Below are 19,668 nucleotides of genomic sequence, written 5' to 3'. Positions count from 1 at the left end.
ATTCGATTGACCATGTTATAACATCATATGGCTTAAAGAACCTTTCATACCAAGAACCATCATCTCTCGTCACCACTGTCTATTTACTGATAATAGTTTACAAAGAAATCATCTTATATTTACATAAATATGCTACACTCTTCTTAAGAAGGATTTAAAGGAGGCGTGTCATGAAGTTAACAAAAGAAGAGCGCTCATGGATTTTATACGACTGTGGTAATTCAGCTTATTCAATGGCTATTACGACGGCGCTGTTGCCGATTGTCTTCGGTATGTTTGATAATGTCGACAGCAGTATGACGTTAGGATACTTTAATTCGATCGCCAGTATTATCATTGCGGTGTTAAGTCCGATCCTCGGCACGATTGCTGACTATAAAGATAAGAAGAAACGCTTTTTTATCTTCTTTGCGGTACTAGGTATTGCCGCGACCGTATTTCTCGCTGCCGTGCCACCAGAAAGTGGACAGTGGCAATTATTGATTCTCTTTTATGTGTTATCGTCGATCGGTTTCGCAGGCGCGAATATTTTCTATGATGCTTTTCTAGTGGATGTGACGACTGATGAGCGAATGGACAAAGTATCGACGATGGGATTTGCTTTTGGCTATATTGCTAGTGTCATTCCTTTTGGGATCAGCCTCTTACTCGTTTTATGGATGGGTATGGACCAAGTCATCGGTTATCAAGCGGGATTTATCGTGACCGCGCTGTGGTGGGGACTTCTTACGATACCGATGTATCGTGATGTTCATCAGAAGCATTATGTCGCACCTGAGCCAAGGCCGGTTAGAAATAGTTTTAAACGCCTGTTCCAGACGTTTAAGAACATTCGCCAATACAAGGTTGTCTTTATTTTTTTAATTGCTTATTTCTTTTACATTGATGGTGTCGATACCATTATTAAGATGGTAGTCCCGTATGCGACGTCAGTGTTAGATGCGGGAGCATTAGATACGTTCACGTTGTTGGGTATTTTGTTGGTGATTCAGTTGATCGCTTTCCCGTGTGCGTATTTATACGGTACATTAGCTAAAAAATATTCTTCAAGAACAATGATTATTACCGGAATATTGACGTATATCGTCTCTTGTCTTGCGGCGTTTTTCATTACATCGGTCTGGCACATTTTTATTTTAGGCGCTTTAATTGGCTCAGCCCAAGGCGGGATTCAAGCGCTTAGCCGGTCTTATTATGCGAAAATCATACCGAAAGCTAATGCGAATGAATTCTTTGGCTTTTATAATATTTTTGGGAAGTTCGCGGCGATTATGGGACCTGCCTTGATGGCTCTAACAACATCATTAACGGGTAATGCTCAGTATAGTATTTTAGCGATTATTCCCTTATTTATCATTGGTTTAACCGTCTTTATAACCTTGCCGAAAAATTTAGCCTAACATGCCAGAGGAGGAATATATGTGGAACCATTAAACGGAAGACTTGCTAAACATGTGGTTGTTGTGTCATATGATGCTTTTTCAGAAGATCATTTTGAACAAGCAAAACAGTTACCGAATCTTAAAAGACTCGTGACAAGCGGTGTACATACAACCAAACTTAAAAGTGTGAACCCAACGATGACTTATGTCGTCCACTCAACGATGGTGACCGGCGTCTACCCTGATAAACACGGGGTGTTTCACAATAATCCGCTGCAACCTTTTGTTGAAACGGATAATCAGGCGTGGCATTGGTATCGTCAGAATGTCAAAGTTCCAACGATTTATGACGCCGTAAACGCCGCTGGTTTAACGACCGCTGGCATTCTTTGGCCAGTGACCGCCCGTTCAAGCATTAAGTATAACCTACCTGAAGTCGTCGCCATTAACGGTGAGAACCAAGCGATAAAAGTCTTAAAAAATGGTCGTCCACTCTTTTGTTTAGGACTAGAATTAAAGTACGGACGGATACGGGAAGGCACCAATCAACCGTATTTGGATGATTTCTCAACGGCTTGTGCTGTTGATACGATTAAGCGTAAACAGCCGAACTTGATGCTGTTACATTTAATCGATTTAGATGACACGAAGCATGCCTATGGCACAAAAGGTCAAGCAGTGGACGAGGTCATTGAGCGGATGGACAAGCGACTCGGAGATATTATCACGGCAGTAGAAGAGGCCGGTATAATGGATGAGACAGTTTTTATTGTGTTAGGTGATCACGGTCAATTTGATGTGAAATTTAAGGTGTACCTTAATAATGTATTAAAAGAGCACGGTTTAATCGAAGAAACCGCATCCGGCTATGAGTGGCATGCTTACTTTCAAAGTACCGGTGGGTCCGCCTACTTGCATATCAAAGACGGTGACAAAGAAACGGAAGCGCATGCGTTAGCTATCGTCAATGACATTGTGACAAATCCTAAATATGGGGTAAAACAATTGTACAAACGGGAGGAATTAGATGAACTGCATGTCGATCCGTCGATTCGCTATATGCTTGAAGCAAAAAAAGGATATAGCTTTGAAGATGACATAACGGATGAAGACGTTGTTGATTTAACCGCTCGCGGTGAAACATATGCGACACATGGTTACTCAACAGAACAAGATAACTATCGCTGTAACTTCATTATCGCTGGTAAAAACATAAAACTAAATGCACAACTGGGTGAGATTGAAATGGTTGATGTTGCGCCGACGATTGCGCGTATTTTAGGGGTTGAACTTAATGACGTTGATGGTCGAAGTCTAGATGAAGTGTTTAAGGGTGATTGATCGTAAATAATAAGCCTTATATTATGAGGTGACATATGCTACACTAGAGACAATTAAGGAAAAGGAGTGATGGGTGGACGATGAAGAACTAATCTAACGTTTATTGAGCTGAAATCATAAATTTCAAGCAAGATACACGAAGGATTAGTCTGCCCATTTTTACGTGTAGGAGACGTTTATCAATCGATAAATGAGTCCCACGCTTCTTTTTGGTACGGTTAATCCTTCCAGACGACTGGGAGGGTTTTTTGCGTTTTTATAAGTGAAACATCCCCCGAGCTATGAAAGGGATGAGTATTATGGAAGCATTGATACAATTAACAAATGTCACCTATCACTTAGCGGGTAGAACGCTATTGTCAGAGGTGAATGTGACCATTTATGACGGCGATGTGATTGGTATTGTCGGACCAAATGGTGCGGGAAAGTCAACCTTACTTCAGCTATTGCACGGAAAAATCGAGCCGGAAGAAGGTCAAGTAAAACAAAGACAATCACTCGCGACACATCACTTCATACAAGAGATGAAAGCCTATCAACCAGACAATGAGAGCGGAGAAAGACACCGCCTCTTGAGTGAGTGGAAAGTTCCTAAGGCGCTATACGAACATTTGAGTGGTGGAGAACAATTGAAGTATCGTCTAGTGGATGCTTTTAGTCAGTTAGTGGACGTACTACTGTTGGATGAACCAACTAATCACTTGGACGAAACAGGTATGCATCAATTGATTGACAGCATTCATCAAACAACCGGCGCTGTCGTGATTGTCTCGCATGACCGCTATGTACTCGACCAAGTGGCAACGAAAATATGGTCATTAGAAAGCGGAACGATTCACGCGTATCCAGGCAATTACTCAGACTTTGTGGAACAACGAAAACAAAAGCAAGTCACAGAAGAGCGTCAGATGAAGAAGCAACAAAAACAAGTCGAGGATGTAAGAAGACAAATGAAAGCCTTGACTTCATGGTCTGACAAGGCCCATCGACAGTCGACAAAACAAGAGGGTTATAAAGAACATTATCGTAAAAAGGCAAAGCGGATGGATCAGATGGTAAAGTCAAAACAAAAGCGGTTACAGCGGTCATTAGAAGCCTCACCCATTGTCCCGGTTGAGAAAGAACCAGCTGTATTTTTCCAGCTTTCGACGCATCAGTCCGTTGGGCGTCGGTATATAGAAGTGAAAGATTTAAGTGTGAGGATTAAAGGGCGCCTATTATTCCAAGATGTACATGTTACTATCCAACATGGGGAAAGAATCGCTTTAATTGGACCGAATGGATGCGGTAAAACAACGTTAATAGAGGTATTAATGGGTAAGAAAGTGGCAACGGGCGATGTGTGGGTATCTCGGTCCGCAAAGGTTGGTTACTTAACGCAGACGGTCTTTGATCTTCCGCTTGACGCGACACCGGAAGAAATGTTTGCACCGCAAACCTTTGATGCGCGGGCAAGGGTCCAACAGGCACTTGCTCAATTAGGTTTTTCACGTGAACAGTGGCGAGAGCCAATAGAAGATATGAGTATGGGTGAACGGGTGAAGTTAAAGTTAATGGCGTTTATAATAGAAGGTAAAGATGTCTTAATACTTGATGAACCGACCAATCACTTGGATCTTGCTTCAAGGGAACAGTTAGAAAAAACGTTAATGAACTATCAGGGTACACTCATCATCGTCTCACATGATCGGTATTTCATTCGGAAAGTGACCGATACACAGCTGGTCTTTCATGATCAACAAATCGATAAAAAGCGAAGTTATGTACAATCAGAACAACGCGATACGGACTTACTGACACTTGAGACGAGACGACAAGAAGTTTTGGCTAAACTCAGTATGTTAGAAGAAAAAGGAGTCGAATATGACGTATTAGATGAGACGTTTAACAACTTAACAGAAGTCATCAAGCGCTTAAAAGATTCATGATGACGAAATGAACGGATCAGACTAAGGTAAAAATGATTCAACATAAAACAACACCCGCATGTCCTAGGACATGCGGGTGTATTATGTAAAAAAGTTAATGGTCATATGGTAGCGGCGGAGGGAGTCGAACCCACGACCTCACGGGTATGAACCGTACGCTCTAGCCAGCTGAGCTACACCGCCATAAGAAAGTCACAAGTGATATAATACAACAGACTGAGATAAGTGTCAAGGTTATTTGTGAAAATGTTTGTCTTGTTTTGTTTAAGTATCGAAGAATCACTCGGAAAGTTTAGTCGTCGCACCTACTCATTTTGACAAGTTCTGCTTCTTTTATATGGTTTAATCGAAAGAGATTAAGTATAAGAGGAGCGAATCATGTGCCATTATTAGAAGCTTATAATCATAAACAGACAAAGATTCATCGTCATCGGTCGACGAGTCGACTGACAAAAACGGCTCTCATTGATTTATTGTTGGTCATCATCCTGTCCAGAGCCCTCATCTTTGACGTTTTAAGCCCCTTTTTCTTGCCGTATTATTTATATGTTTACGCGCGCGATCAGAGGCATGGTCGGGTGTTGCTGATTGTGAGTCTGTTAAGTAGCTATACAGCAGGCGACTCCATGTTTTATCTTATGATGGTGCGTCTCGTTTTATTCATCCTTTGTGAAAGATTTGGATTGTTTGAACGACGAGCCGTGATCCCGTTTGTTTTAGGTGGTATTCAACTCATCAGTCATCTGATGATTGAAGTCTTTATCCAGCCACTATCGATTTTAACCATAGCCCTTGCAAGTATGGATGCGATTTTAACAGGTGCTTTTTGGCGTCTATTTCGAGAGTGGCAACATATGACCCTCACGGTGAAGACGAAGCTTACCCATGAACAAATATTTAGTTTACTCGTGTTAATGTTTGGTCTCTTTTCAGGTCTCGATGCGTATAGTTGGTCGATGTTTCATCCGGCCGTGTTATCCGGGCGATTCATCGTCTTTGTATTAGGTTACAGCGGAGGTATGTTAGTTGGGGCGACTTTCGGTGTGGTGACCGGGGTGCTATTTAGTTTTTTATCACCGGTTTACTCATCGGAAATTATTTTACTTGCGACCCTTGGAATCATCAGTGGGGTACTAAAAGGAAAACCGAGAATCTATTCTGTAGGGTTGGGCACTCTTACGACGTTACTTTATAGTTTGTATTTTATGGAAGTGGCGCTTCTTTCTTCTGTCGTACATACAGTGATGAGTGGGGTGTTGTTACTCTTAATACCGAAGAAACAGCTGAAAAGCCTTGCGTTATTATTACCGACAACAGACGAAGCAATTCATTTTCAACAGCGCTATTTAAAAGATTTAAGAAAAGTCACGTCCGCACAAATGTCACAGTTTGCTGATATTTTTAACAGTCTATCAGAATCAATTGAAGCAACCACATCTCCGCCACTTGATGATGTGTGTCTTAAAGTGATGCACAGCACGTGTCAGAGCTGTTTAAAGTATGACTGGTGCTTCGGTGACCGTAAAGCACAAACGATTGATGAACTGATGACTGTGACCGAAGCGCTAGATGATGGGATGAGTCTTACTCATATTGAGGCATCATTACCGTTATGTATTAAAAAACGAAAAGTAATCTCGGAAATGAAAGAAGCACAGCTCTATCAACGATTAAAACATGATGTCACCATGCACCAACGTCAAGCACATCTGTTAGTGAAAGATCAATTAAAGGGGGTCTCTCAAGTGATGGGTAACTTCGCCGAGGAAGTGATGAAAGAAGGGTGTCACTATGAAAAGCAAGAACAGGATATACTAAAAGCCATTAAGCAACTCGGGATTAAAGTAGAAAACTTATCTATTTACTCACTTGAGACCGGTAATATTGATATCGAACTCACGATTATTCAAAAGCGTTATTTTGATGAAGCGGCTAAATTAATTGCCCCACTACTATCTGATATTTTAGCTGAAGTCGTCATTGTACACGATGAAACGATTAATACCTTGCCGCACCATCAACAATTTTTTAACTTTAAATCGGCTAGAAACTATACGCTCACTCTCGGAGTGAGCCATGCTGCAAAAGGAGGAGGTTTTATTTCGGGAGACAGTTATCAAATGATGGACGTGTCTCAAGGTAAGTATGTTCTCGCCATTAGTGATGGGATGGGAAATGGTCGTAAAGCACAAAAAGAAAGTATGCGAACATTAGAGTTACTGAACAAAATACTTCAATCTGGTATGGATGAAGTCATTGCGATCCAATCGATCAATCAATTGTTGTCGTTAAGACAAGATTTTGATATGTATGCGACGCTCGATTTAGCGATGATTGATTTACAATCAGGTAAATTACAGTGCGTAAAAGTTGGGGCAGCGACAAGCTTTGTGAAGCGAAAACAGTCAGTTGATACGTTGACCTCATCAAACTTACCAATTGGGATTATCCAAGATGTTGAAGTGGATAAGATTGATGTCAGTTTAAATGAGGGTGATCTCTTGATAATGATGAGCGACGGCATTATTGAAAAACGCGAAGACCATGTACATGCGCTTATTCAAAATCTAAGAACGACTGACCCGCAAGCAATAGCGGACCTCTTGCTGGATGGAGCGATTATTGACCATGATCAGACGATTGCAGATGATATGACGGTCATCGTCGCACGTCTCGATCGTTTTGAAAGCAAGTGGCAAACGATTCCTTATCAAGCCATCGAACAATACTCTTACGGTTAACACCCCGTACATAACGCTTTGTTATGTACGGGGTATTCTCTTTTAAAGTGATGACACTCTTTTCGGTTGGTAGTTGCTTAAGTTGCCTATTATTCGTTATCATATAGAAGATACGCCTCTTCTGTGTGGTTAACTTTTAAGTGACGTCAAAAAGCGCACAGCGGTGGTGTTTTTTGTATAATGGAAAGAACAATAAAGATCTCGATTTAATCGAGCACGTTTCATGAGTGAATGAAACGATTATGTATATAAAGAAGGTCATGTGTATGTATACAAAGGTAAAAGAACATATTGTAACTAACCAGCTCATTAAAGAACGCGAGAAACTACTACTTGCTGTCAGCGGTGGGGCTGATTCAATGGCGATGCTAGACGTGTTTAGTCGTTTAAAAGCAACGTTTACATTCTCGTTTATGGTCGTGACGGTTGATCACGGGCTTAGAGGAAAAGAATCTGAAGCTGACCGGTTGTTTGTTGAACAGTATTGTGAGGCAAGAGCTATTCCCGTGATTGGTCAGACAGTCGATGTGATAGGTTACAAAAAGCAACATCAGGTTGGGACGCAAGTGGCAGCCAGAGAAATGCGCTACAAAGTGTTTCAAGACGTAATGAAGGTACACGACTGCGAAACACTCGTACTTGCTCACCATGCAGATGATCAAGTGGAATCCCTCGTTATGCAACTCATTAAATCAACCGATCCGCGTAAATTAACAGGGATGCCAGAAGTCAGAGCCTTCGGTGATAAGCGATTAATCCGACCATTCCTCCACGTAGCTAAAGAAGATATTTATCAATACTTAGACAAACAACAAGTACCTTATCGAGAAGACCCGTCTAATGCGGATGATCACTACCGGCGTAATGCCATTAGGCACCACATTATTCCTCTACTGAAACAATTTAATCCTGAGCTACTAAAGACGACGAGCGTATTGATGTCGCATCTAAAAGAGGATGACGATTATTTAACGAAAGAAGCACAGAAGCGATTTGACCAATATGCGGAAAAACAGAGCGTGAATCGGGAGATTTCAATTGATATTTCCGTTGTAAAAAAAGAGGCTCGTGCTTTACAAAGACGCCTGTTTCATCTAATATTAAACTATCTGTATGATACACTTCCATCTCGTTTAAGCTATAAACATGAAACGGCTTTTTTTAGCTTACTTCAACATACGGACGGACATCGTTCGGTTGACTTACCAGATGGACTTGTGATGAGACAAGTTTATCACCGGTTGATGTTTCGCTTTAAAGACCAGCAGGCTTGTGAAACAATGGTCAATGACAAAGCGTCTATCTCTCATCAGCAACACGGGCCATTTACGAAGGCAATCGTTAGCGAGAAGAAAGACGCGACAAAAGATTGTCTCTACTTACCGTATGAATTATACGATAAAGGTATGTATAAAATACGTACCCGTAAAGCTGGAGACAAGATTTATTTGCCGGAGCTTGACGGCCACAAAAAGGTGAGTCGTATCTTTATTGATCACAAAATCCCTCAAGATCATCGTGAGGACTGGCCCTTGTTAGTTGATCAACATGATCACGTGGTCTGGGTGTTGGGATTGACCAAACCGTTCATACAAACACATGTGGAAGCAAAACAGTATGTGAAATTAACGTATCAAAAAAAATCATTTTAAAATATGTAGGAGGATTATGATGCATAACGACATCGAGAAAATATTAGTGACGAAAGAAGAGATTGACCAAAAGTGCGAAGAATTAGGGAAGGCGTTGAGTGAGGAGTACCGCGATCGTTTCCCATTAGCGGTTGGCGTATTAAAAGGTGCCTTACCGTTTATGTCAGATATTTTACGTCACATGGATACTTATTTAGAAATGGACTTTATGGATGTTTCAAGTTATGGCGGGAGCATGAAGTCATCAGGTGAAGTGAAGATTGAGAAAGACTTAAACACGAAAGTTGAAGGGCGTGATATTTTAATTATTGAAGATATCATTGATAGTGGTCTTACACTGAGCTACCTTGTTGACCTTTTCAAATATCGTAAAGCAAAATCAATTAAAATTGTGACGTTGTTAGATAAACCAGAAGGACGTACCGCGAACATTACAGCTGACGTTGTTGGTTTTAAAGTGCCTAATGAGTTTGTTGTTGGGTATGGTCTTGATTACCAAGAGAAATATCGTAACCTCCCATATATCGGTGTATTAAAACCACATATTTATGGTGGAGACCAAGCAGAATAATACGAGACATTAAACAAACGAAAAACGCAGTAGAGGAAATCACAGTAAGCGATTCACTTCAGTTGCAGGAGTGGAATTTGGTGTGATACGATGTACTATAGTTTTTCTCGTTTGGGAGGAGGAAAGAAATGAATCGATTAACACGTAATTTAGTGTTTTATGCTGTTATTTTCTTAGTGTTAATGTCACTGATGTCATTGATTACAGGAAATACAAATGAAACCAAAGAGATGCGCGCCGATGAGTTTATCGAGGTGCTCAATAATGAAGAAGTAAAAGAAATGGATATGCGACCGTCTAACGGAATCATGCGTATTACTGGGGTATTAAAAGGTGAAGAAGAACAAGCCTTCATTACAAATGTTCCAGAACAATCAGAGATTGTGACATCGGTTTATGCTCAAGGAGCAAACCAAGGGATTCTCGAGGTGAAAGAAGAAGAACAGCCAAGTGCGCTTCTTAGCTTCTTAACAGCCCTTGCACCGTTTATCATTGTGATTGTCATTTTCTTCTTCTTGATGAACCAATCACAAGGCGGTGGTAACCGTGTGATGAACTTCGGTAAATCAAAAGCGAAGATGTATTCAGAAGAAAAGAAAAAAGTACGCTTCACAGACGTTGCTGGAGCGGATGAAGAAAAGCAAGAATTAATCGAAGTCGTTGACTTCTTAAAAGACCCGCGTAAATTTACGGCAATCGGGGCGAAAATTCCTAAAGGTGTCCTGTTAGTAGGACCTCCAGGTACAGGTAAGACATTACTTGCACGTGCGGTTGCAGGGGAAGCGGGCGTACCGTTCTTCTCTATCAGTGGTTCAGACTTCGTCGAAATGTTCGTTGGTGTCGGGGCATCGCGTGTTCGTGACTTATTTGAAAATGCTAAGAAAAACGCCCCATGTATCATCTTTATCGATGAGATCGATGCAGTTGGTCGTCAACGTGGTGCTGGTGTTGGTGGCGGTCATGATGAACGTGAACAAACATTAAACCAGTTACTCGTAGAGATGGATGGTTTTGGTGACAACGAAGGGATCATTATTATGGCGGCAACAAACCGTCCGGATATTTTAGACCCTGCCTTACTTCGTCCAGGTCGTTTTGACCGTCAAATCACGGTCGATCGTCCAGACTTAAAAGGTCGTGAAGCCGTACTTAAAGTCCACGCACGTAATAAGCCTTTAGATGAAAATGTTGATTTAAAAACGATTGCGATGCGTACCCCAGGTTTCTCTGGTGCTGATTTAGAAAACTTACTGAATGAAGCTGCGCTTGTCGCCGCGCGTACAGATAAGAAGAAGATTGAAATGGTCGACGTTGATGAAGCGATTGACCGTGTCATCGCAGGGCCGGCGAAGAAGAGCCGGGTTATTTCTGAGAAAGAACGTAACATAGTCGCGTATCACGAAAGTGGTCATACGATTATTGGTATGGTTCTTGATGAGGCAGACATGGTACACAAAGTGACCATTGTCCCACGTGGACAAGCGGGTGGTTATGCGGTGATGTTACCGCGTGAAGACCGCTACTTTATGACAAAACCAGAATTAATGGATAAAATCACAGGCCTTCTTGGTGGACGTGTCGCAGAAGAAGTAATCTTTGGTGAAGCGTCAACAGGCGCTCATAATGACTTCCAACGTGCGACAAGTATTGCCCGTAAGATGGTGGCTGAATATGGTATGAGTGATAAAATTGGCCCTATTCAATTCAGTGGTGGCAGTGGCCAAGTCTTCTTAGGTCGCGACATGCAAAATGAAGCGAACTACAGTGACCAAATTGCTTATTTAATTGACCAAGAAATGCAAAGTGTGATTAACACTTGTTACGCTAAAGCGAAAGAAATTCTGACTGAGAACCGTGATAAGTTAGAGCTTGTCGCTCAAACCTTATTAGAAGTTGAAACGCTAGATGCGCGTCAAATTAAGGCGCTTTATGAGACGGGTGAATTACCTGAATCTGATGATGAGCCAATTGATGTAGAAGCAGACGTTGTGGCAGAAACAACAGATGATGCTCAGGTAACACAAACAGATGCGGCACCTGAATCTGACACAACAGATGAGGATAAGCCAACATCGATTGATGAATTAAGAGAAGACGAAACAGATAAATAATTGTTTGATAGACCAGTGTGGTTAGCGGATTCGTGCTTTCCGACTGGTCTTTTGTCTTCATTCGGTTCACGACAAAGGTTTTTAATTGTTTCCATCGTTAAAAACCATTAAAATAGTGACGGATGATATTCTTGTAAAGAAGAGATGGTGACACATATGTTATTAGTGATTGATGTTGGCAATACCAATACGGTAATTGGTCTATTAGATGGTGAAAAAATCACAAACCAGTGGCGGATAAAAACGGATCGCCATAAAACGGAAGATGAATTTGGGATGATGATCGATCATTTATTCCGTTATCATGGTCTAACCTTTCATCTTGTCGAAGATGTGATTATTTCATCTGTTGTGCCGCCGATTATGTATGCATTAGAAAAAATGGTGGCAACATACTTTAAAAAAGAAGCGATTGTTGTTGGTGACTATCCAATTGAATCGTATTTGAATATGCGGTATCCTAACCCAAAAGAAATTGGAGCGGACCGCATCGTGAATGCGGTAGGTGCTATTGAGGCTTACGGCGCGCCACTCATTATCATTGATTTTGGTACAGCAACAACTTTTTGTTATATTGATGAAGAGGCGTCTTATGTTGGTGGTGCCATTTTGCCTGGCATTAGGTTATCGCTTGAAGCCCTTTATGAAAAAGCAGCCAAATTACCAAAGGTTGAAATCAATCATCCGAAAAATACAATTGGTCAGTCGACAGTTGAAGCGATGCAATCAGGTCTTTACTTCGGTTACGTCGGTCAAGTCGATGCGATGGTCACGCGATTTAAAGAAGAAGGTCATAGCGAGGCGAAGGTCATTGCGACAGGTGGTTTATCCCACCTTATTGCCGATGAATCACGGACGATTGACGTCGTCGATCCTATGCTCACCTTAAAAGGACTTCAGTCGATTTATGATAAGGTGAAACAACAATAAAAATAGTCTTTCTAAACAGTAAAGGAGAAAAAAGATGTCAGATTATATAGTCAAAGCGTTAGCGTATGAAGGTGCCGTGCGTGCCTATGCGATTAAATCAACAGAATTAGTAGAGGAGGCGCGTCGCCGTCATGATACATGGGCGACAGCTTCAGCCGCCCTTGGCCGCACGATGACGATCAGTGCGATGATGGGTGCGATGTTAAAAGGGGAAGATAAATTAACCGCGAAAATGGAAGCCAACGGCCCTGTCGGTCCGATAGTTGCAGATGCAAATGCGAAGGGTGAGGTTAGAGGCTACATTACTAACCCGCACGTCGATTTTGATCTTAATGATCAAGGAAAGTTAGATGTGAGACGCGCTGTTGGGACAGAAGGTTCGTTAAGTATTGTGAAAGATTTAGGGTTAAAAGAACACTTTACAGGACAAGTTCCCATCGTTTCAGGTGAAGTGAGTGAGGACTTCACTTATTACTTTGCGACATCAGAACAAGTGCCTTCAGCTGTTGGTGCGGGTGTATTAGTCAACCCTGATCATACCATCCTAGCGGCGGGCGGGTTTATTATTCAAGTTATGCCGGGTGCCACTGATGAGATGATTGATCAAATTGAACAGAATTTAAGTCAAATGCCGGCTATTAGTGCGATGATTGAACAAGGTCTATCACCTGAAGATATGCTTGTAAAGATTTTTGGTGAAGGTCATGTTCAGGTGCTAGAAACCTCATCGGTACGCTTCCATTGTTCATGCTCACTTGAACGTATTAAAGATGCGATCCGTGGTCTTGGCGATGAAGAAATCGATCAAATGATTGAAGAAGATGGTGGCGCAGAAGCGACTTGTCACTTCTGTAATGAACACTACCATCTGACAAAAGCGGAACTAGCTGAACTCAAACAAGCGGATTCACTCGAATAATAAAGGAGCGAAACAACAAACTGATGAAAAAACTACTCATCTTCTTAGCCATTGTTCTTGTGACAAATGGCGCTACATATTTGTTAACACGTGAACCAGCAATTGAATCGGCGTACCCTGAAAGTGAAACGGTTGATCGTAATGAACCGGTAGCTGAAATTGATGGTGAGCCGATTGAGTTTGAAGAATGGATGACGTATTTAGAAACACATTTCGGCAAAGAAGCGTTAGAAGCACTTATTACCGATGAAGTGACTGGAAAAATAAGTGCGGAAGAAAATATCTCTATTAATGAGAAAATTATTGACTTAGAAGTGATGCGGATGCATACCCTTTATGGACAGCTACCAGAAAGTCAAGTCGAACAAAGAGAAGCTTTGTGGCGAGACAATATCCATTCTCGGTTATTGATGGAGCGCTTGCTAACGCGTGATGTGTCAGTGTCAGATGCTGATATTGACGCGTATTATCAACAACATCAAGGGGATTTTGAGTTTAGTCGCTGGATTGAGTTATCGGAAATAGAAGTAGACAGTCAAGCGACGGCGGACGCGATTTATCAAGCGCTCGAAGACGGAGCAGACTTTCATGCGTTAGCGCGTGAGTATGCGACGACAGAGGAGATGCTTGAAACAGGCGGTTACTTAGGTTTTTACTCATATGACTCAACCTTTTTAACCGAAGATTATAAATCGCGTGTCGATGCATTAGATGCATATAGCTACAGTGAGCCGTTTCAAAATGGTTCAGGATATTCAATCGTTTATTTAGGACGTGACCTACCGGCAATCACCTTACCGCTAGCGGATGTTCGTGACTATATTAGAACAGAACTTGCGATTGAACAACTCGCTTACTTACCTGATGAGCAAACGCTTTGGGAAGAGCGAAATGTTGAGTGGATTTATTGACAACGTATCACGTTATTGTGTATAATGTATTTAATTCAAATAAGAATACTCGGAATTAGGAGGCGTTTCATATGACAATTGCTCAATCGATGACTGATTTAATTGGCCGTACCCCTATTGTTAAGCTTAATCGTTTAACGGGACCGGAAGATGCGGAGGTTTATGCAAAGTTAGAATACATGAACCCTGGTAGCTCTGTGAAAGATCGCATTGCCAATGCGATGATCGAACAAGCTGAAAAAGATGGTGCCCTTAAACCAGGTGATACGATCGTTGAACCGACTAGTGGTAACACAGGTATTGGTATTGCGATGGTCGCTGCAGCTAAAGGTTATAAGGCGGTCTTAGTGATGCCGGATACGATGAGTCTTGAGCGACGCAACCTTTTGCGTGCGTATGGCGCTCAGCTTGTATTAACCCCTGGCTCAAAAGGGATGAAGGGAGCTATTCAAAAAGCTGAGGAATTAAAAGCAGCGCATGGTTATTTTATGCCACAACAATTTGAAAATATGGCCAACCCAACAGTTCACAAGTTAACAACAGGTCCGGAAATTGTGGAAGCCATGGGTGACCAATTAGATGCATTTGTGAGTGGAATCGGTACGGGTGGTACAATTTCGGGTGCCGGTAGTGTATTGAAAGAACACTACCCTGATATTGATATTTATGCGGTAGAACCCGAAGGTTCTGCGGTCCTATCCGGACGCGAACCAGGCCCACATAAAATTCAAGGAATTGGTGCTGGTTTTATCCCAGGCACCCTCAATACCGAAGTGTACAATAAAATCTTTACGGTAACGAATGATCAAGCGTATGAAACAGCGCGTGAAGCCGCTCGCTTAGAAGGGTTACTCGGTGGTGTATCATCTGGTGCCGCTCTTTATGCCGCAAAAGAAATTGCGAAGAAGTTAGGGAAAGGAAAGAAAGTGTTGGCGATTATTCCAAGTAATGGTGAACGTTATCTTTCAACACCGCTCTATCAATTCGACGAAGAATAGAATAAACTAACACTTACCCTCTTTGGGGGTAAGTGTTTTTTTGTGCTTTTCACGCATAGACTCTGTAAAATAGCTGGATTCATGATAAAATGAAAGACATATTTATCAAGAGATATTAAGTGTCTTCATATAAGGGGGAGCATAATGAGTCGGTATATTCGTTTGCGTAAAGAGCGTATCAATCTATCAAAGAAAACGTGGGTCATGGGTATTCTTAATGTCACACCAGATTCTTTCTCTGATGGTGGAAAGTACAATTCGCTGGAACGGGCAGTAGAACAAGCAAAGAAAATGGTAGATCAGGGCGTCGACATCATAGACGTTGGCGGTGAATCAACCAGACCAGGCTGCACGCCTGTCTCGGTTGAAGAAGAGATAGCTCGCGTGGTACCCGTCATTAAAGCGATTAGACAAGTAGTAGATACGTATATTTCTATTGATACGTTTAAAAGTGAAACGGCAGAAGCAGCGATTTTAGCTGGAGCTGATATGGTGAATGATATTTGGGGGTTGAAGCATGACCCGCGTATCGCTGACGTCTGTAAAAAACACGACGTCCCTGTCGTTATTATGCATAATCGTAAACAAGCGGAGTATAAAGAGTTGATTGCGGATGTGAAACGTGATTTAATCGAAAGTATTGAGATCGCAAAGAGCCGTGGTTTGGATGATGAGCTGATTATTTTAGATCCAGGCATTGGCTTTCAAAAAACAAAGCCAGAAAACTTAGCCGTATTAAAAGAGATGGCATTTTTACAAACATTAAATTATCCGGTATTACTCGGGACATCACGAAAGTCAGTGATCTATTATGCGACGCATCGTCCGGTTGACGAACGTGATGAAGCAACAGCCGCGACCACATGTTTTGGTGTGATGCATGGGGCTAATATTGTTCGGGTCCACAATGTTGAGATGAATAAACGTGTGATTGAGATGATGGATGTACTTGTTGGAAAAGGTGAGGGATGAGATGGATAAAGTATATTTGAATGGTTTAAATTTTTACGGTTATCACGGTGCAATGAAAGAAGAAAACATATTAGGTCAGACGTTTATAGTGGACCTCATCTTAGAGGTAGACTTAAAAGAAGCTGGGACAAATGATGACTTAGAGGCAACGGTGCACTATGGTCATGTTTATGAAACAGTGAAGGCGGTTGTTGAAGGTGAACCGTTAAAGTTGATTGAATCAGTTGCTGAACGGGTGAGTAAAAAAGTGTTACAGGCGTTTCCTCTCATTCATCAATTAACGGTCAAAGTGATTAAGCCGAACCCACCTATTCCAGGTCATTACGACTCGGTGGCAGTAGAAATGACGAGAGGGCGTGAGTCTGATTAAAGCTTATATTGCGTTAGGGTCTAATATAGAACCGACAGTAGATTACTTAACGAAAGCACGGCAGTTGTTGAACGATAGTGACGAGATTGATGTCGTTGACACTTCAAGGCTATATCTGACAGAACCTGTCGGTTATACCGACCAAGATGCCTTTTTAAATCAGGTGGTGGCCGTTGAAACGACTTTGTCGGCACACGCCTTACTACAGGCGATTCAAGCTATTGAACAACAACTTGGTCGAAAGCGCGAGATCAGATGGGGGCCGCGTACGATTGATCTTGATATTCTACTCTATCACAATGATCACATTGTATCGGAAGACTTAGTCATACCACACCCACGTATGGCTGAGCGAGCGTTTGTCCTTGTGCCGTTAAGTGATATAGCAACAGAAATAAAGATTCCTGGGACAAATCTAACGGTACAACAGGCAATGGCGAAGCTAAGTAGAGCTGAGCTAAACGACGTGCGCTTGTATCAGTTGAACGATAAACAAGTTTAAGAAATTTGCGTATTTAAATAAGAAGGCGTGTGCTAGTAAGTGATTGGTCTGATAAGGAAAGTGGAGGACATATGTTTCAAATTGGTGATGTGACGATTCCTAATCGTGTGGTGTTAGCGCCGATGGCAGGTGTCAGTAACTGGGCCTTTCGTTTAAAAGTGAAAGAGTTTGGTGAGGGCCTTGTCTGTGCTGAGATGGTGACAATCTGCCTGTTGCATGCTGATAGATTAGCAGAACTAAAGACTGAACGTGTGGCGATGATGGAGATGTGAAAGCATACCGCTAGATACTTAAAAGATTTACCGGTTAGTGGTAGAATAAGAATAGCCATTAATGCAATAGAAACAAGAGCGGAGTTAGCAGCATTGTTGTTTGGTTTTGCGAAAGAACTAAAGCAGCAGGCTCAATATAGGCAAAAATATATTTAACCAAGATTTTTTAAGATAATTGTGAGAAAATGTGCTATAGTAGGCAAGGTGAAACATCAGAAAATATATATAATGGGAGTGATCAACATGTCAGAAGAATTAAATGAACATATGCGGGTGCGTTTAGATAAACTTAACCAACTCATGGACCAAGGCATTGATCCTTTTGGTGATAAATTTGAACGAACGCATACAGCAAGTGACATTAAAGCTGCTTATAGCGAAGAAACAAAAGAAGCCTTAGAGGAAAAAGGTATTCGCGTGACGATTGCGGGTCGTATTATGACCAAGCGCGGAAAGGGTAAGGCTGGTTTTTCTCATATTCAGGACCAAACAGACCAAATTCAACTCTATGTGCGTAAAGATGCGATTGGCGAAGAGAACTATCACTTATTTAATACGAGTGACCTTGGAGATATAGTCGGTGTTAGTGGGACGGTATTCAAAACAAATGTAGGTGAACTTTCAGTTAAAGTAGATGAGTTTCTTCTATTAACTAAGTCACTACGTCCGCTACCAGAAAAATTCCACGGGTTAAAAGACGTTGAACAACGCTACCGTCAACGTTACTTAGACTTAATTACTAATCCAGATAGTAAAGAAACGTTTATTATGCGGAGTAAAATTATTCAATCAATGCGTGGTTACTTAAACCAAACGGGTTTTTTAGAAGTAGAAACACCAATGATGCACAGCATTGCCGGTGGGGCAGCTGCACGTCCATTTATTACGCATCACAATGCACTTGATATGACGCTCTATATGCGAATTGCGATTGAATTACATTTAAAACGCCTGATTGTTGGTGGATTAGAAAAAGTATATGAAATCGGTCGCGTCTTTAGAAATGAAGGGGTATCTACCCGACACAATCCTGAATTTACGATGCTTGAATTATATGAAGCATATGCGGATTATCATGACATCATGAATCTCGTTGAAAATATGGTCGCGCATATTGCCAAAGAAGTGACCGGTTCAACGACCGTTCAATATGGTGAAGACGCGATTGATTTAGCGCCTGGCTGGAAACGCGTCCACATGGCTCAAATCGTTAAAGAGTATACTGGTGTGGACTTCTTTGAACAAATGACAGATGACAAAGCGCGTGAGCTTGCGAAAGAACATGGTGTAGAGATTAAAGATAGTATGACATTTGGGCATGTTTTAAATGAATTCTTTGAACAAAAGGTTGAAGAGTATTTAGTACAACCGACTTTCGTATACGGTCATCCAGTAGAAATTTCGCCACTAGCGAAAAAGAATAAAGAAGACGGGCGTTTTACCGATCGCTTTGAACTCTTTATCGTGCGTCGTGAACATGCGAATGCTTTCTCTGAGTTGAATGATCCGATTGATCAGCGTGAACGCTTTGAAGCACAAGTGAAAGAAAAAGAAGCAGGTAATGATGAAGCGCATGAAATGGACGAAGACTTCTTAGAAGCATTAGAATACGGTATGCCGCCAACAGGCGGACTCGGTATTGGAATTGACCGTTTGGTCATGCTACTAACAAATGCCCCGTCTATTCGTGACGTCTTACTCTTCCCGCAAATGCGTCATCGTGACTAAATGTAAGGTATAAAGTTAAGGAAAGCTAATAATAAATAGATCGCTCGTTTAAGTGAAGTGAGGTTATTTCACTTAAACGAGATTTTTTTATTGAAAAGCCTTGACCATCTTGCCTTGAGATGTTATATTAATCAAGTCGCCAAATTAGTAACGCAAACGCGACAAAATAATTTTAAAAAAGTTGTTGACATTGATAAGCTAAACGTTATATAATATAGCTTGTCGCCGAAAGAACAGCGACTAACATTTGACCATTGAAAACTGAATAACACACACAGTAATGTTAAGAAATAAAGTAAGACAAGCTAGTGCTTGAAACCAGAGTAAAGTATTACTCATC

Annotated in this window: 15 protein-coding genes, 1 tRNA gene and 1 pseudogene; 16 read left to right on the top strand and 1 reads right to left on the bottom strand. The window is 41.5% G+C overall.

The window, feature by feature from the left end:
* Positions 1-170 precede the first annotated feature (170 nt).
* From BM390_RS09800 to abc-f, 3 genes are all read left to right on the top strand, one after another.
* Positions 171-1,400: an MFS transporter gene (locus BM390_RS09800; protein WP_062321628.1), complete on the top strand. Its 1,230-nt coding sequence runs from the start codon at positions 171-173 to the stop codon at positions 1,398-1,400.
* A 21-nt stretch (positions 1,401-1,421) separates the two neighbouring features.
* Positions 1,422-2,723 (top strand): alkaline phosphatase family protein, encoded by a 1,302-nt coding sequence (locus BM390_RS09795; protein ID WP_062321626.1) that lies wholly within the window; start codon positions 1,422-1,424, stop codon positions 2,721-2,723.
* A 299-nt stretch (positions 2,724-3,022) separates the two neighbouring features.
* Positions 3,023-4,651 (top strand): ribosomal protection-like ABC-F family protein, encoded by a 1,629-nt coding sequence (gene abc-f / locus BM390_RS09790; RefSeq protein ID WP_089854580.1) that lies wholly within the window; start codon positions 3,023-3,025, stop codon positions 4,649-4,651.
* A gap of 106 nt (positions 4,652-4,757) precedes the next feature.
* On the opposite strand, the gene BM390_RS09785 is transcribed toward abc-f, so the two are convergent.
* Positions 4,758-4,834: transfer RNA gene (locus BM390_RS09785), tRNA-Met, on the bottom strand.
* A gap of 197 nt (positions 4,835-5,031) precedes the next feature.
* Here BM390_RS09785 and spoIIE point away from each other — a divergent pair.
* The 13 genes and pseudogenes from spoIIE to lysS all read left to right on the top strand — a co-directional run bounded on the left by spoIIE (position 5,032) and on the right by lysS (position 19,328).
* Positions 5,032-7,392 carry a stage II sporulation protein E gene (spoIIE, locus tag BM390_RS09780; protein ID WP_177220703.1) on the top strand — a complete coding sequence of 787 codons (2,361 nt, stop codon included), beginning with the start codon at positions 5,032-5,034 and terminating at the stop codon, positions 7,390-7,392.
* 266 nt (positions 7,393-7,658) lie between these two features.
* The gene (tilS, locus tag BM390_RS09775) at positions 7,659-9,044 is read left to right on the top strand and encodes a tRNA lysidine(34) synthetase TilS (RefSeq protein WP_177220702.1); all 1,386 of its coding nucleotides are present in this window, start codon (positions 7,659-7,661) and stop codon (positions 9,042-9,044) included.
* 19 nt (positions 9,045-9,063) lie between these two features.
* Entirely contained in the window at positions 9,064-9,615 is a 552-nt protein-coding gene (gene hpt / locus BM390_RS09770) for a hypoxanthine phosphoribosyltransferase (RefSeq protein ID WP_062321619.1), read from the top strand.
* A 128-nt stretch (positions 9,616-9,743) separates the two neighbouring features.
* The gene (gene ftsH, locus BM390_RS09765) at positions 9,744-11,726 is read left to right on the top strand and encodes an ATP-dependent zinc metalloprotease FtsH (RefSeq protein WP_062321617.1); all 1,983 of its coding nucleotides are present in this window, start codon (positions 9,744-9,746) and stop codon (positions 11,724-11,726) included.
* A 156-nt stretch (positions 11,727-11,882) separates the two neighbouring features.
* A complete protein-coding gene (locus BM390_RS09760; RefSeq protein WP_062321615.1) occupies positions 11,883-12,656 on the top strand; it encodes a type III pantothenate kinase in 774 nt (257 codons plus the stop codon).
* 34 nt (positions 12,657-12,690) lie between these two features.
* Positions 12,691-13,575: an Hsp33 family molecular chaperone HslO gene (hslO, locus tag BM390_RS09755; protein ID WP_062321613.1), complete on the top strand. Its 885-nt coding sequence runs from the start codon at positions 12,691-12,693 to the stop codon at positions 13,573-13,575.
* Between the two features lie 23 nt (positions 13,576-13,598).
* Positions 13,599-14,486, top strand: coding sequence for a peptidyl-prolyl cis-trans isomerase (locus BM390_RS09750; RefSeq protein ID WP_062321611.1), 888 nt, complete (start codon positions 13,599-13,601; stop codon positions 14,484-14,486).
* A 71-nt stretch (positions 14,487-14,557) separates the two neighbouring features.
* Complete coding sequence (gene cysK / locus BM390_RS09745) at positions 14,558-15,484, top strand: cysteine synthase A (RefSeq protein ID WP_089854572.1); 927 nt, start codon at positions 14,558-14,560, stop codon at positions 15,482-15,484.
* 144 nt (positions 15,485-15,628) lie between these two features.
* Positions 15,629-16,456 (top strand): dihydropteroate synthase, encoded by an 828-nt coding sequence (gene folP, locus BM390_RS09740; protein WP_062321609.1) that lies wholly within the window; start codon positions 15,629-15,631, stop codon positions 16,454-16,456.
* Position 16,457: 1 nt separating this feature from the next.
* The gene (gene folB, locus BM390_RS09735; RefSeq protein WP_062321607.1) at positions 16,458-16,826 is read left to right on the top strand and encodes a dihydroneopterin aldolase; all 369 of its coding nucleotides are present in this window, start codon (positions 16,458-16,460) and stop codon (positions 16,824-16,826) included.
* Positions 16,819-17,328, top strand: coding sequence for a 2-amino-4-hydroxy-6-hydroxymethyldihydropteridine diphosphokinase (gene folK, locus BM390_RS09730; RefSeq protein WP_062321702.1), 510 nt, complete (start codon positions 16,819-16,821; stop codon positions 17,326-17,328). Before folB ends, folK begins: the two co-directional genes overlap by 8 nt.
* 71 nt (positions 17,329-17,399) lie before the next feature.
* A pseudogene (locus BM390_RS15810) lies at positions 17,400-17,531 on the top strand (tRNA-dihydrouridine synthase); the annotation flags it as partial.
* 312 nt (positions 17,532-17,843) lie between these two features.
* Positions 17,844-19,328, top strand: coding sequence for a lysine--tRNA ligase (gene lysS / locus BM390_RS09720; protein ID WP_062321602.1), 1,485 nt, complete (start codon positions 17,844-17,846; stop codon positions 19,326-19,328).
* Positions 19,329-19,668 lie beyond the last annotated feature (340 nt).

Source organism: Halolactibacillus miurensis (assembly GCF_900116255.1).
Classification (GTDB): domain Bacteria; phylum Bacillota; class Bacilli; order Bacillales; family Amphibacillaceae; genus Halolactibacillus; species Halolactibacillus miurensis.
The sequence above is the reverse complement of the archived record's forward strand: the minus strand, read 5'-3'. Positions and strand labels throughout refer to the sequence as shown.